The following is a 14,003-nucleotide window of genomic DNA, read 5'->3' as shown; positions in this document are numbered from 1 at the left end:
AAATGAACTTTTAAATTATCAATTCTCCTGGGCTGGTTCCTGCCGTCTTTCTTCTTCCATCAGAATCAACTCCTGTGGCATACTGTCAGGTAGGGGAAGTGCAGGTGGTGTTTCTTGCTTTTCTTTCTGGAAGAGTTCTTTAAATGTATCAAAACTCTTGGTCTGGAAAATGCTAACGCCCTGTGTATAGTTAGAAAACTGGTAGTTGGCTGTAATGCTGTTGTAGTTGGCCCTGTTGAATACCTTAACCCTGAACTGCCCGTTGGGTGTTAGGAGGTAATCTACCGTCCAGTCGCCTATTACATTATTTGCATTATTGTTGTTGATGTTATTGCTGCTGCTGATACTACCATCGCGTGTTACCCGCAGGCGTCCGTTCAGGAAGGTATAACTCAAGCGCAGCTGGAAGGTATTCAGGGCATCCTGCTGAAACTGGTTATCGAAGTTCAGGTTGAAGTTTACATCGATCTGCAGGTTTTCATCGAGCTGGTTGGCCAGCGCGGTAAACTGATTTGCCAGCAGCTCACTGATGCTGCTGATTGCTGTCTGTGATCCAAAACTAGCTGCATTAAAGCTGTTGCCATAGTCAATTGGGGCAAACTGACGAAGCACGAGCAGGTTAAAAACCTGCCTGTTTAAGAGTTGTTCATCTGTTTCCAGCCGGCTCAAAAAACCATTGATGCCATTGCTTATTTCTGCTGAATAATCCTGAATGGCAATGTCGAAATGAATATCAGGGGCCATCAGGTCTCCTTTCAGGTCCATTTGCAGCTCTACAGGATAAGGTCTCTGGGCCGAAGCTTTGTCTCTTTCATCTGCAGGAAGCACGCTTCTTACAGATGCCATTTGCTGATAGCTCGCCTGGATATCAAGCAAACCACCGTAGGGGTCACCATCCCAGCGAATGCTGCTGCCAGGCTCTATGATAAATTCTTTGGTAATAACATTGAAGAGGGTGAAGTTATAGGCTCCCTGCTCGATCTCGTAGGAGCCAAACATGGTAAAATCACCTTCGGTATCGATATCAAGCTCCAGTTTACCATTGCCTCTGCCCCGGATAATATCACCTGCGCGCAGGTCAAATATTATTTCAATGTAAGCGTCTGGGGTTATATCGAGGTCAAAATCCAGGTTGATGCCCGTGGTGTTGATCTTCTGGCGGCTGCTTGCAGCCACTAAGCTGCTGTCTGTTTTGTTGCTCACAAAGTTTATGTAGTTCTGCGAGCCAACTTCATTCTTAAAATCAATAGGGATGAATATTTTGGTGCCTTTATCGGAACGGGCGCTGGCAGAAATAAATAAGTTATTAGCAGGCCCAAGCACTTCTACATTGCCGGTGGCATAGGCAGTGCCATAAAACAGCTCGTTATCGGCAAAGGTAGTGTTTAACACTTTGGTGGCCTGCAGCCTTGCTTTAAGATCAATTACAAAGTTGGTAAAGCCATCATGGAATACGCCGCCACTTAGCCAGGCAGGATTTCCGTCTGTATCAAATAATTGCAGGTTACGAAAACCAATTTCATTTTCAGAGAATAAGATGTTACCCTCAAAATTATAGGAGGTATTCAGGTAGTTGATCCGTAAACTACCATCTTTCACAAGTCCGCTACCCTTTAAGATCGGGTAAGAAGGAGTGCCCAGTACCACCACCTTGCCACTGGTTGTACCTTTAAACTGCGAGAACATATCGCCAAAGAAGGGCTCCAGCAGGTTTAGGGGGGCACTATCAAACTCCGCCTCAAGGTTAAGCATATTATCTGTGGCAAAAGGATTGTAGTATCCTTTGGCTGTAAGGATCTGCTGCCCCTGCCGGTTGCCCAGAATATTTACAGACAGGCGCTCTTCCACACTGCCCCAGTCGGCCTGGAGTAAAAAATCTCCGGCCAGAAACTCATTTACCGTAAGGGAGTCAATTTTAAGCTCTCCCTTGAAAACAGGTTTTCCCAATACTTCGCGCAGCTGCAGATCTCCATTCACCAATCCGTGCAGTTTCTGGTCCAGAATGGGGTTAAGGTTAGCCAGCTGTACATCGTGTACGCTTACCAGCAGGGTATCTTCCGGGGCAGGGGAGAGGGTGCCTTCTGCCCTGATGTACTGATCATTATGAAACACCTCAAGCCCCTGTACTTCCACCACATCATCCCGAAAAATCACCAGGTTATCGCCGGCAACCTGCCAGATATTGTCAAGCAGCTTAGTCTCGGTGTTACGGAGGCGAATATGCGTTTCATTCTGTAGGAAGAACAGGTCGGCATTGATGGCAGCATAATTATCGCCTTCTGCCTGCGCAAGGCTGCCGGTAAATTCTATACGGTCTTCGTTCCAGATGGCTTCCGTTACAAGATCGCGGGTGGCGCTTATTCCGGAAAACTGCTGGCTGGGAGAGCTAAGAAAGGCCATGGCCAGTACTTCGGTACTATCTGCCACCTTGGAGGATGTTATTTCCGCCTCAAGATCATAGAGCCTGTTCTCGTTCCAGAGCAGGGTATCGATAGTGGTGTTTGCAGAGAGAATGGAGGTGTACCCGCCTGTTAAACGCCCCTCCACCACAGTGTTTTCAGAAACATAAATGCCAGGTTCCAGTAAGCGTAGCAGCGGGTTGGCATCCTTCAGGAGCAGGCCGAAGTTAAGATTGTATTTTTCGTAAGTGGCGGGATCTTCCTTGGTTGCATAATACGCGCGTATATCTTCTTCCCTGTTGCGGAAGTTAAGCATATACTCTGTGTACAGCCTTTGGAGGTTATCGGCTACCTGGCTGTAGGCAAAATCGCCATTTACATCCAGGTTTACCAGGTCGGTTTGCAGGCTAAGCGTACGCAGGTGTTCTTCCTGCCGGCTTTTTACCTGCAGGCTATCCAGTACAAGCTCTCTGCCGTTATAGTTAACATACAGATTCTGCAGCAGGGCATCGCCGGTAATTTCATCCAGTTCAAGGCCATGGATATCCAGCACAACATTGGTGCTTAGGGTTAAGGAATCTTTCAGGAGGCCCAGTTTGTGGAATTGAGCGGTATCGAGCTGGGCATTCACCTGTATCCTGTTTTGCCCTTCGCGCAAGTCTACAGATCCTTCGCCGGCCAGGCGCAGGTTGGGATCAGTTACCGATAGCTTACCTTCAAAAAAGCTTTGAGCCAGGTGTCCATCTGTGGTAATATTTTTATAAGGATAGCCTTTGATTACCATGTTGCGGATGTTGGCATTAAGCCTTAAATCTGCAGTCTCCAGCGTAAGCCCCTGGCCCTGTATGCTGCCCTGTCCTGTTACGGTGCCAAAGAGATCGGGCCTTTCAAAGAAGCGGCCCAGCTGAAAGCCCGAGAGCGACAGGTTACCACTGTAGGTAGACTGAACTGTTTCTTCGCTTAGTTTCAGGTTTATATCTGATCGGATGAGGCCCAGCCAGGTGTTAAATGTGCCGTTGGCAACAAAGTCATTGGGGAAGCCCAGGAACTGCCCGTTGAACTGCATATTGCCCAGCCTTAGTATGTTCTCATAGAAAACATCATCGATGTAGGGCTGCAGGTCATTGGGGTGCAGGTAAGAGTTGGCCAGATCAAGCTCTATAAAGGTTTCCATGATGTTTGGCAAACCATCCAGGCTAATAAAGCCCTTAAGCCTGCTGTTATCACCGAACCGCAAATCAAGATCACTTACATTAAACTGGCTGATGTGGCCCGACAGGTTACCGTTGATCCGGTAGGTATCGCCATAGGTCTCCAGTGCCGGGATAAATACCCCCAGCTCTTGTTTATCAAGTATGCTGTTTCTGAGACGGGCGTAAATTTGCACACTATCCTGAAAGTACTCAAGGGTAGCCTGGTCGCGGTACTTAAATACCACACTGTCGTTAAGGGTAGAGTTACCGGCCCTTAAATGCAGTTTATCGAACAGCATGCCGGTATTGGAGTATATAAAGTCTGTAGCAAGGGTATCTATGGTAAAATCATAGAAGGGCGAAAATGCTGTGAGAAAACCAATATCGGTGCGGATAGTATCTCCCAGAATAGTAAAGTCTGCCGTGCTGGCGTTAATATCCTTCAGGTAAAAATGGTTATAGTCGAAGGTTTCCCTTAGCGAATCTTTATGGGGATCGATATAGGCAAACCTGCCACCCTTGATCTGCACTTCATCGATAACAAAGGGAATATTTTTGCTTGATTTTGTTTTTTTTGCAGGCAGTAGTTCCTGAATGTTGCGGATAAAGCGGTTGATGTTCATGCCGGAATCCGGCCCGTTTTTAATAAGCTGCACATAGGGGCGGCTAAGTTTTACACCATCCACACTTGGGGTGGGGGATCGTAGCAGACTTACGAGGTCAAAATCTACCAGCAGCTGGTCTACACTAATCATAAGGCTGTCCTGGTCGTCACGCACCTGCACATCATCCAGCTGAATTTCGTCGAGCCAGGAAATAGCTACGTGGCCTATCTGTACGGGGTAGCCGGTTTTTTCACTAAGCCATTCAGTTAAGTATTGTACGGCACGGGTCTGCACCCATGGGAACTGCAGGGCAAGCACAAGGCCTCCTATCAGCACTACCCATAGGCTTACCACCACAAGGACTACCCTGCCAAAGCGGTTTTTCTTATCTTGCGATACTTTTTCGTTATCTATCGCCAAATGTGTACAATCTTAGCTATTGAATCTTCCTGCGACGAAACCTCGGCCGCCCTTATACAAAACAGCAAAATACTTGCCAATATTGTGGCTACCCAGCAGGTTCACCACCAGTGGGGTGGTGTAGTACCGGAGCTGGCCTCAAGGGCGCACCAACAGCACATTGTGCCTGTGGTGCACAAGGCGTTGCAAGAGGCAAATATAACAAAAAAAGAGCTGCAAGCAGTGGCCTTTACAAGGGGGCCCGGTTTATTAGGTGCCTTGCTGGTTGGTGCTTCCTTTGCAAAGTCGCTGGCGCTGGCCCTAAACATACCACTGATTGATGTAAACCATATGCAGGCGCATATTCTGGCCCATTTTATTGATGATCCAAAGCCACCTTTTCCGTTCCTGTGTTTAACAGTAAGCGGTGGTCATACACAGCTGGTGCTGGTGCAGGATTATCTGAAAATGGAAATTATAGGCGAAACCATTGATGATGCTGTAGGAGAGGCCTTCGATAAAACTGCAAAGATCATGGGCTTGCCCTATCCTGGTGGGCCGCTACTGGATAAATGGGCGAAGCAGGGCGACCCCAAAGCTTTTCCTTTTCCCATTTCTGAAGTACCAGGTTTAAATTTCTCCTTCAGCGGCATTAAAACGGCTGTTTTGTATTTTTTGCAGGACAGGTTAAAGCAGGATCCCGAATTTATTCAGAACAACCTGGCCGATATTAGTGCAAGCATACAGCATACGTTAATTGAAATGCTGCTGCGGAAGCTTAGAAAAGCTGCAAAGGAAACCAATATTTCGCATATTGCTATTGCAGGAGGGGTTTCGGCTAACAGCGGCCTTCGGGAAGCACTGCAGCAGGAGGCAGCTAAAAGAAAATGGCAGGTTTATATTCCGGCCCTGGCTTATTGTACCGATAATGCAGCCATGATTGCCATGGCTGCCCATTATAAGTACAAAGCTGGTGAATTTTGCCCGCAGGATGTAAGCCCAATGCCAAGAATGAAATTTTGATGGGTTTCAGGTAACGGGTATGAGGTAAGAGGTTTCGAACATCGATTATAAGCAGTGATGTTGAAATATGAAAGCCGCCGAATTGTAGATTTATTGTAGAAGTTTGAAAGTTCCAGTACCTCATACCTCATACCTCATACCTCATACCCCATACCTCATACCCCATACCTCATACCCCATACCCGATACCCATATGAAATCAATTTTCAAACCCGGCGATAAAAAGACCTGGCAGAAGCGGGTGGAGCCGCAGGATAAAGCCGCTTTTGAAGGAGAGCAGGTACACCCTGTTTGTTCTACCTTTGCGCTGGGGCGCGAAATAGAGTGGGCATCCAGGCTTTTTGTACTGGACATGCGGGAGGAAGATGAAGAAGGTATTGGTACCCTGCTGGAAATTCAGCATAAGGCTCCTGCCCTGGAAGGGGAGTTGTTAGAGATAACAGCAACTGTTGAACAACAGGAGCAAAATGAGCTTTTGTGCAGTATAGAAGTAAAAGTGGGTAACCGTGTGGTGGCTGTTGGCAGAACCGGTCAAAAAGTGCTGAAGCGCGCTGCGCTGGAAAAGATTTTTAAACGTTTAGAAGAAAAGGCCTGATAACTATGGCAAAAGAAAAGGATTCACGTTTTGCAAAAACGGTAAACATAAAAAATAAACGGGCTGGCTTTGAGTATGAGTTCCTGGAAAAGTTTGTAGCGGGTATTTCGCTGCAGGGAACAGAAATTAAATCAATCCGACAGAGCAAGGTAAACATGGCAGATGCTCACTGCGGTTTTCAGGGAGATGAAATGTATGTGTACAACCTGCACATTTCTCCCTATGAAGAGGGCAACATCTTTAACCATGAGCCCATGCGGCCCCGCAAAATGCTCCTGAAGAAAAAGGAGATCAATCGCTTAAAAGTGAAGGTAGAAGAAAAGGGGCTCACCATTATTCCAACCCGGCTGTTTATCAATGATAAAGGACTGGCAAAGCTGGAAATAGCCCTGGCGCGTGGTAAAAAGCTGCACGATAAACGCGAATCCATCAAAGAGCGTGATGTGGCTAGGGAGCTAAGCCGCATGAAATTTTAAAGAGCAATGTTGGTGTGTATGTGGTACGAGGGGTACATATATTGATAGCAGGGGCATGGTAGAAAGGCTTACTTAGCGTTATATAACCTTATGCCGGCTAACGCTAATCAAAAAAGAACATCAAGATAAGTGTGGTCCACATACAGTATACATTGTAAAGATTTATACACTGATAAATAATCTGAACCTTTGAAGATGAAAGAATATGGATATTGCCGCTTAAGCCTGGTGCCGGTACGGGCCGAAGCCCGGGAGAGTAGCGAAATGGTAACCCAGCTCCTGTTTGGCGATTTATACCATGTGTTGGAATATAATACAAATAAGGATTGGCTTTATGTAGAAGGCCAGGCAGATGGTTACCGTGGGTGGATTGGTAATAAACTTCATCATAACGTAACAGAAGCTTTTTTTCAGGAAGCGCAACAACGACAACCCATTGCTAGTTTGGAGATTTGTGGAAAGCTCCATTTGCCGGGTCAGCAGCTGCATGTAGTTTTGGGCAGTAGCCTGCCAATAGAGGAACAAAGCCTTTTTGGTAGTAATGATCGGTTAAAATTTGAGGGCAAAACGCACATCATCAGGAAGATAAAGAATGCTGAAGTTTTAAAAGATTTTGCTTTTCAGTATATTGAAAGTCCATACTTGTGGGGTGGCAAGTCGCCCTTTGGTATTGATTGTTCCGGCTTAATGCAGATGGTATACAAGCTGGGGGGCTACCAGTTGCAGCGCGATGCCAGTCAGCAGGCGCTTGCAGGAGAGGAGGTTGCTTCACTTGGAGATGTGCTGGAAGGCGATCTTGCTTTCTTTCATAATCCGCAGGGGCGCATCACCCATGTGGGAATGATGCTTTCAGGAAGTAAAATTATTCATGCCTCGGGCCGGGTGCGCATAGACCGCCTGGATGAAAAAGGAATTTTTAACGAACAGGAAAAAAAATATACACATTCGTTGAGTCATTTAAGAAGAATAGTAACCTAAAAGAGTAGCTTATGCGTAAAGGGCGGGTTCTGGTACTCAATTTTGATTTTAGTCCTATCACCGTGTGTACGGTGCAACGCGCATTTCTACTGGTTTACCTGCAAAAAGCCGAAATGCTGGCGGGTCTTAATGGCAACGTACTCCGAAGTGTAAGCCAGAGCTTTCCCATGCCTGCGGTTATACGGCTGGGCCGCTACATAAATGTGCCCTACAAAGGTGTAATGCTCTCCAGGCAAAATGTTTTCAGGCGCGATGGGTTTCAGTGCCAGTACTGTGGTTCTGCCAAAGATCTTACCCTCGATCATGTGGTGCCGCGCTCAAAAAACGGCAAATCTACCTGGACTAACCTTGTAACCGCCTGCAAGCGCTGCAACACCCGCAAGGGAGACTATACCCCCGAAGCAGCAGGCATGAAGCTGAGAAAGCAACCGGAAAAGCCCTCTTACCTCCATTTTCTTAGAGACCACAGCGGCATGATGATGGCGGAATGGCTTCCATACCTTGAGTTAAAAAAAACAGGATAAGCTGTTTACCTTTTGCCTCCGGAGCGTATTAACAGCAATTGCAAATTACTCCTGATTATGAGATATCCTGGTAGTGTGAGAGCTTCTGTTGTTAAATCTGTTGTGGTAGCAGGCGAACTTATTTTTGTGCTCCTAACCGTACTTTTTGTGCTTAGCCGCTTTTAGTTATCCTCTTGTAAGGGTGCCCCACCACCCAAGGCTAATCGATTCCGCTGCTTTGTTAGCCCTGGTATTGAAAAGATTTTTTTTACTGCCTGTCTACAGTTTTATAGGGCAACGGCTTTATTTACTGTAACTGGCGTTCGGCTACAGCTCATGCTCTCATGCTGCTGTTCAGAAACAAATTACAATTAATTGCTTGGTATTCCTTCTCGCCGAAAGCACATACGTGCCACTGAAAAGTTTCCTACCTTTGCAGCATGAAAAAGTTATGGCTGAACAAAGGCAAAGAGCAATCGGTGCTGCGCAGGCACCCCTGGGTTTTTTCCGGTGCGGTAAAAAAAGCTGAAGAAGGCTTGCAGGAGGGTGATCCTGTTGAGGTTTACTCATCACAGAATCAACTATTGGGCGTAGGGCATTATCAGCCCGGAAATATATCTGTGCGTTTGCTGGAGTTTGGTCCTGCCATATTTAACAGTGAATTCTGGCTGCAGAAGATTAACCAGGCCTATGCACTACGTAAACAGCTAGGGCTGATTGGCAGCAAAGATACAAGCGCTTACCGGCTTGTTTTTGCAGAAGGCGATGGCTTACCCGGCCTTATCGTAGATGTGTATGGGAGCACAGCCGTGTTGCAGGCGCACAGCCTGGGTATGTGGCGGGAGCGTCAGCCCATTGCAGAAGCTGTGGTGGCGGTAAGTGAAGGGCAGATCAATGCTGTTTATGATAAAAGTGGCGAAACACTGCCTGCCGGCCAGGCCAATGCTGGTAATGGTTACCTGATCGGAGAGGGCGGAGGCTACGATGTGGTGATGGAGAACAGGGTCCGTTTTAAGATTGATTGGGTAGGCGGGCAAAAAACAGGCTTCTTCCTGGATCAGCGGGAGAACAGGGCCCTGCTGGGACAATATGCTAAAGGCAAGCGGGTGCTCAACACCTTCTGCTACACTGGAGGCTTTTCAGTGTATGCCCTGGAGGCAGGCGCTACAGAGGTACATTCCGTTGATGTATCTGCCAAGGCAGTGGCACTAACAGATGAAAACGTTGCCCTGAACTCAGGCGCCGAAAGGCATCAGTCCTTTGCCATGGATACTTTTGTGTTCCTGAAGGAAAAAGGGGCTGACTATGATATCATCATCCTGGATCCGCCAGCTTTTGCAAAACGCATGAATGTGCGGCACAATGCACTTATGGGCTACAAACGTCTTAATTATGAGGCAATCAGGCACATTCGTCCGGGCGGACTACTGTTTACTTTTAGCTGTTCGGGCGTGGTAGATAAACTGCTTTTTCAGAATACTGTTATGGCTGCAGCCATAGAAGCTAACCGGCCGGTTAAGGTGCTGCACCAGCTAAGCCAGCCCGCCGACCACCCCTATAGCCTCTATCATCCCGAAGGAGAATACCTGAAAGGACTGGTATTGCAGGTACTTTAGCGTCAGTTTTCTTACGGTTGGCATATGTGTTTAGTGTAAGGTTTATAGAAGCTGATAAATTCTCCTGGACCCACCAGCTGCAGTTAGGCGCGTAAAAGTTATAATTGTCCCTGTCATATCTACATATTTAAGCGCTTGATTCTAACTTTTGCCATATTTGTAGAATAATTTTCTGCGTAAGCTTTTGTTAGAGAAGCCCGGGTAATACTCCCTGCAGCTCAATACTTTTACTTTTTCTTCAAACCAGAAGTAAGTATGAGAACAGGTCTAGCGATGCTTTTTGCCTGTGCGGCAGTTACTGCTGCCAGCGCCCAGGCCCCGGAAAAAGAAAAGTTTGAACTGATTAGTTTAAGCCGGCAGGTGAATACCCAATACCACGATTCGGCTCCTGTGGTTTCTCCTGATGGAAAAACCCTCTACTTTACGGTTGATGATCATCCGGAAAATACCAGGGGTAAAGGCACACAGGACATCTGGTATTCAGAAGTGGATGCGGAAGGCTTCTGGTCACAGGCCAAACATATGCCAGCTCCGCTCAACACAAATAAGTTTAACCAGGTGCTTAGTGTTTCTCCGGATGGCAACACCTTGCTGGTGAGAGGTGGAGCCGGTAAAGATGCATTAGGCTTTTCCCTGTGCCGTCGTGTAGACGGAAAGTGGCAAAAGCCGGAGCCATTAAAAATTGATGGCTTTGAGAAAATGTGCAAAGGCCGTTTTAACGGAGCCTTTCTGGCGCTAGATGCTTCTGCGCTTATGCTTTACTTCAGCGAAACAGAAGGGGGTAAATACAGCGATCTTTACATAAGCTTTCCGAATGGAAAAAACTGGACCAAGCCAGTAGCCATCGCAGGCCTTAATACCAGGCAGGATGAGTTTGGTCCATTTATTGCCCCCGATAATAAAACCATGTACTTTGCCAGTAACCGCCATGGCGGCTTTGGCAATGCCGATATTTATAAAACCACCAGGCTGGACAACAGCTGGCAAAAATGGTCGAAGCCGGAAAACATTGGTGCCCCGATCAATACAGGTGGTTTCGATGCCTACTATTCAGTAGGAAATTCCGATACACTGGTGTTTACTACAAGGGCCTATATGTCGGCCGATGGCGGGCACCTCGATATCCACACCCTGCGCAGGGTGCGTGAGAAAAAGGTGAAGATTACACTGGCAGGCAGAGTGGTTGACCTGAAAACAGGAGAGGCCATTGAAGGTGCTAATGTTCGTATTCTGCAGGGGCCGGAAACAGTTGGCGTGAGCACTACAGAAGGTGCCGATCATGAGTTTACTTCGCAGCTGCCCGGTCCGGGAGAGTTTAACCTGGCTGTAAGTGCTGAAGGTTATCTGGCCGGCAGCGATAGCTTTATGGTAGAGCCTTCCAAGGTAGATATGAGTGTGTACCGCACCATTTATATGAAAAAGCTGGAGGTAGGGCTTTCGGTTCGCCTCAACAATATTTTCTTCGATTTTGATAAAACAACACTTAGACCTGAATCGTACCCTGAGCTTGATAAGGTGGTAGAGCTGATGGAACAAAACCCCGGTCTCTTCATTGAAATTGGAGGCCATACTGATGATAAGGGCAGCGACGAGTACAACGAAAAGCTATCACAGGGCAGGGCCGAGGCAGTTAGGGATTATATCACGGGGCAGTTTATAGAATCAGCCCGCGTAACAGCCAGGGGCTATGGTGAGAGTAAGCCCGAAGTAGCTAATGATACAGACGATAACCGGCAGATAAACAGAAGAGTTGAGTTTACAATTTTACAGAATACTGCAGGTTTATAAGATAAAGCAAATAGATGTTACCAGAAGTAGATGTTATGTATGAGTGTGAGCGCCTCTTTAAGAGGCGCTTTTTTTTGCGGGCTTTAGATGAAAAGCTAAAGGGACTGGTAGTGAAAAAGATTATAAGCTTATATTTCCTCTAGCTTATACTCAATCGTACCGCCAAATGCTTAAACATCTTTTTTTTCTCCTGATGCTGGGTATTTCCCTGCAGGTTTACGCACAGTCACCCAATCCGCACGCCCGCCTGAAGGAGCTGGGCATTACGCTACCGGAAGCAGAAAAGCCAGTTGCAAATTTTGTGAAGTGGGTGCGCAGTGGCAACATGCTCTACCTCTCCGGTCATGGCTCCTGTGGCGCGCCTACAGCAGTAGACCGTGGCAAGCTTGGAAAAGATCTTACTACTGAACAAGGTTATGAAGCAGCCAAACGGGTAGCCATTTGTCTGTTAGCTACCCTAAACGATGCTACCGGTGGCGATCTTGGCAAGGTAAAGCGGGTGGTAAAAGTGCTGGGAATGGTTAACTCTGCCCCGGAATTCTACGACCAGCCAAGAGTGATTAACGGCTGCTCCGATCTGCTCACCCAGGTTTTTGGCGAAAAGGGTAAACATGCACGTTCTGCTGTTGGCATGGCCTCCCTGCCCGGCAATATCTCTGTTGAAATTGAGATGGTGGTAGAACTGGAGGAAGAGTAATGGAAAGAGAGCATATAGTTTGGTGAGTTAGCTTTAATTGGTAACTTTTGCCCGCTTTGTGCGCTATGCATAAAGTAAACCAAGCATATTTTTACTACATGCCTATCATACGACTGGACCCTGATTCGCCCATGGGGCACCAACTACAGCAACTACAAACACTTTACTATGGAGTCATCTCCCTACCGCTGGTCTTCTTTCTTGTATTGTACCTTCAGACTACCCAGCAGGCTTATGATCCGTATTTAGCAGGAGAGGGTTTGCTGTGGCTGCATTTGCTGGTTTGGTTATTGGTGCTGGCAGGATCGGCATGGGCCGTTTGCAGTTACAATAAACGGCTTAAAAGCTACAGCAGGTCTGCTTCGCTGGAAAGTAAGTTCAATGCATATGTACATGAATCGCGCAGATTGTATTTTATGCTGGCTCCCTTAATGCTTTTGCCGGTTGCAGCCATGTGGGCTACAGGAGTTATTTTTTACGGTGCGCTTTTCTCTTTGATGGTTATTTTGGTTGCATCACTGCGGCCAATGGTTGAGCAGTGCATCAGGCGTATGCAGTTAAGTAAAAATGAGCAGGAGGCGCTGGCGCAACGGTCATAAAAAAAGCGGATGCTAAGCATTAGCACCCGCCAGGTATGAAGAGGACTTTGTGTACTAGAGCATGATGCCGAAGCTGAAGGCGTTTAGCTGCGGTCCGCGATTTTCAATGAACAGTTCATTCAGATCGTACTGGGCGAAAAGGTCAATGCCTTTGTATCCTACCTGTGCTCTCACGCCATAGCGCCAGTTGTTCAGGTAATAATTATCGCGGTTACGGTCTTTCTTTTCATCGCCCTCAATTTCAAATTTATACTTGGTATAGCTGCCTAAGCGGTAGCTGGCATAGCCTCCCAGGCCTATTCTAAAGGCTTTGCTGGTATGCCAGCGGTTTACCGCAGTGCTGCCGTCTTCTTTTACCTCTGTTTTTCTGCGGTAGCCAAAGTCCAGCATAGGCACAGCCTGCAGGGTAATGTAGGAGGCAGTAAGTTTGCTTTTCTGAGAATATACCTCGCTGTTGAGATCTTGTGTAAATGCTACGCCCTGCTCTGTTTTATTGAGGCGTGTACGCTGATCTTCAAATTTGAAGTTGTACCAGTTTACGCCTGCGCCCCATTGTAAAGCCAGCGGACCTGCAATTTGTGTGGTGAACGACTGGCCCAAACCTACGTACCAAGATCCCCAGGGTTTTACTGCATACTGGGCATCATCTTCCTGTGGAAATTTACCATCTTCCAGGAAATTGTTTACGCCAAGGTCTATCAGAAAGCTACTGCGGGTGCGGGAATAGCTTTTGTGTTTATGCTCTTTGTTTTTACCCTTATTACTGAAGTTAATGTTAAAATTATCGTCATCATCATCATCTTCTTCGGTTTCAGCTACATCTGCATCTTCATTTATTTCAATAGAGTAAGCTATGCGGTAGCGGGTGCCATCCTGGTCGGTGATTACGATAGTCTGGTTATGGTTTACGGTATCTGCTTTTTCGTTCAGGTCACGAACCATCTTATTAAGGTCGTACTGTTGCAGGCTTTTCAGGGCTTGCTTATCCTTTACCAGAATAATCACTTTTTTGTCTGCACCAATCTCAATAGTAAGGGTGTCCTGGAGCAGCGGTTCTGTTTGAGCAAAGGCAAGGGTGGAGGTGCCCAGGTACATAAGTGTACCCAGCAGCGTGGCTATTATCGTTTTCATA

Annotated in this window: 11 protein-coding genes; 9 read left to right on the top strand and 2 right to left on the bottom strand. The window is 47.0% G+C overall.

Going from position 1 to position 14,003, the window contains the following annotated elements:
* Nucleotides 1-18 precede the first annotated feature (18 nt).
* Nucleotides 19-4,617, bottom strand: coding sequence for a translocation/assembly module TamB domain-containing protein (locus KWJ01_RS18305; RefSeq protein ID WP_224998422.1), 4,599 nt, complete (start codon nt 4,615-4,617; stop codon nt 19-21).
* Here KWJ01_RS18305 and tsaD point away from each other — a divergent pair, their 5' ends adjacent.
* From tsaD to KWJ01_RS18260, 9 genes are all read left to right on the top strand, one after another.
* The gene (gene tsaD / locus KWJ01_RS18300; RefSeq protein WP_224998421.1) at nt 4,618-5,619 is read left to right on the top strand and encodes a tRNA (adenosine(37)-N6)-threonylcarbamoyltransferase complex transferase subunit TsaD; all 1,002 of its coding nucleotides are present in this window, start codon (nt 4,618-4,620) and stop codon (nt 5,617-5,619) included.
* Nucleotides 5,620-5,812: 193 nt separating this feature from the next.
* Entirely contained in the window at nt 5,813-6,214 is a 402-nt protein-coding gene (locus KWJ01_RS18295; protein WP_224998420.1) for a thioesterase family protein, read from the top strand.
* Nucleotides 6,215-6,219: 5 nt separating this feature from the next.
* Complete coding sequence (gene smpB, locus KWJ01_RS18290) at nt 6,220-6,690, top strand: SsrA-binding protein SmpB (RefSeq protein ID WP_224998419.1); 471 nt, start codon at nt 6,220-6,222, stop codon at nt 6,688-6,690.
* Between the two features lie 195 nt (nt 6,691-6,885).
* Nucleotides 6,886-7,668, top strand: coding sequence for a C40 family peptidase (locus KWJ01_RS18285; protein WP_224998418.1), 783 nt, complete (start codon nt 6,886-6,888; stop codon nt 7,666-7,668).
* Between the two features lie 11 nt (nt 7,669-7,679).
* Nucleotides 7,680-8,192: an HNH endonuclease gene (locus tag KWJ01_RS18280; protein ID WP_224998417.1), complete on the top strand. Its 513-nt coding sequence runs from the start codon at nt 7,680-7,682 to the stop codon at nt 8,190-8,192.
* A 419-nt stretch (nt 8,193-8,611) separates the two neighbouring features.
* Nucleotides 8,612-9,787, top strand: a complete 1,176-nt coding sequence (locus KWJ01_RS18275) for a class I SAM-dependent rRNA methyltransferase (protein ID WP_224998416.1) — start codon at nt 8,612-8,614, stop codon at nt 9,785-9,787.
* A 255-nt stretch (nt 9,788-10,042) separates the two neighbouring features.
* Nucleotides 10,043-11,575, top strand: a complete 1,533-nt coding sequence (locus KWJ01_RS18270; RefSeq protein WP_224998415.1) for an OmpA family protein — start codon at nt 10,043-10,045, stop codon at nt 11,573-11,575.
* 166 nt (nt 11,576-11,741) lie between these two features.
* The gene (locus tag KWJ01_RS18265; RefSeq protein WP_224998413.1) at nt 11,742-12,272 is read left to right on the top strand and encodes a RidA family protein; all 531 of its coding nucleotides are present in this window, start codon (nt 11,742-11,744) and stop codon (nt 12,270-12,272) included.
* A gap of 98 nt (nt 12,273-12,370) precedes the next feature.
* Nucleotides 12,371-12,871, top strand: a complete 501-nt coding sequence (locus KWJ01_RS18260) for a hypothetical protein (protein WP_224998412.1) — start codon at nt 12,371-12,373, stop codon at nt 12,869-12,871.
* Nucleotides 12,872-12,925: 54 nt separating this feature from the next.
* Here the strand turns inward: KWJ01_RS18260 and KWJ01_RS18255 are convergent, their stop codons facing one another.
* Nucleotides 12,926-14,002 carry a hypothetical protein gene (locus tag KWJ01_RS18255; RefSeq protein WP_224998411.1) on the bottom strand — a complete coding sequence of 359 codons (1,077 nt, stop codon included), beginning with the start codon at nt 14,000-14,002 and terminating at the stop codon, nt 12,926-12,928.
* Nucleotide 14,003 lies beyond the last annotated feature (1 nt).

The organism is Cesiribacter sp. SM1 (assembly GCF_020178975.1).
Classification (GTDB): domain Bacteria; phylum Bacteroidota; class Bacteroidia; order Cytophagales; family Cyclobacteriaceae; genus Cesiribacter.
This window is presented reverse-complemented; position numbering and strand designations above follow the sequence as displayed.

Coding starts and splice junctions, on each gene's coding strand:
- smpB (WP_224998419.1), top strand. CDS start 6,220: ATGGCAAAAGAAAAGGATTCACGTTTTGCAAAAACGGTAAACATAAAA.
- KWJ01_RS18280 (WP_224998417.1), top strand. CDS start 7,680: ATGCGTAAAGGGCGGGTTCTGGTACTCAATTTTGATTTTAGTCCTATC.
- KWJ01_RS18255 (WP_224998411.1), bottom strand. CDS start 14,002: ATGAAAACGATAATAGCCACGCTGCTGGGTACACTTATGTACCTGGGC.
- KWJ01_RS18265 (WP_224998413.1), top strand. CDS start 11,742: ATGCTTAAACATCTTTTTTTTCTCCTGATGCTGGGTATTTCCCTGCAG.
- tsaD (WP_224998421.1), top strand. CDS start 4,618: ATGTGTACAATCTTAGCTATTGAATCTTCCTGCGACGAAACCTCGGCC.
- KWJ01_RS18285 (WP_224998418.1), top strand. CDS start 6,886: ATGAAAGAATATGGATATTGCCGCTTAAGCCTGGTGCCGGTACGGGCC.
- KWJ01_RS18295 (WP_224998420.1), top strand. CDS start 5,813: ATGAAATCAATTTTCAAACCCGGCGATAAAAAGACCTGGCAGAAGCGG.
- KWJ01_RS18260 (WP_224998412.1), top strand. CDS start 12,371: ATGCCTATCATACGACTGGACCCTGATTCGCCCATGGGGCACCAACTA.
- KWJ01_RS18275 (WP_224998416.1), top strand. CDS start 8,612: ATGAAAAAGTTATGGCTGAACAAAGGCAAAGAGCAATCGGTGCTGCGC.
- KWJ01_RS18270 (WP_224998415.1), top strand. CDS start 10,043: ATGAGAACAGGTCTAGCGATGCTTTTTGCCTGTGCGGCAGTTACTGCT.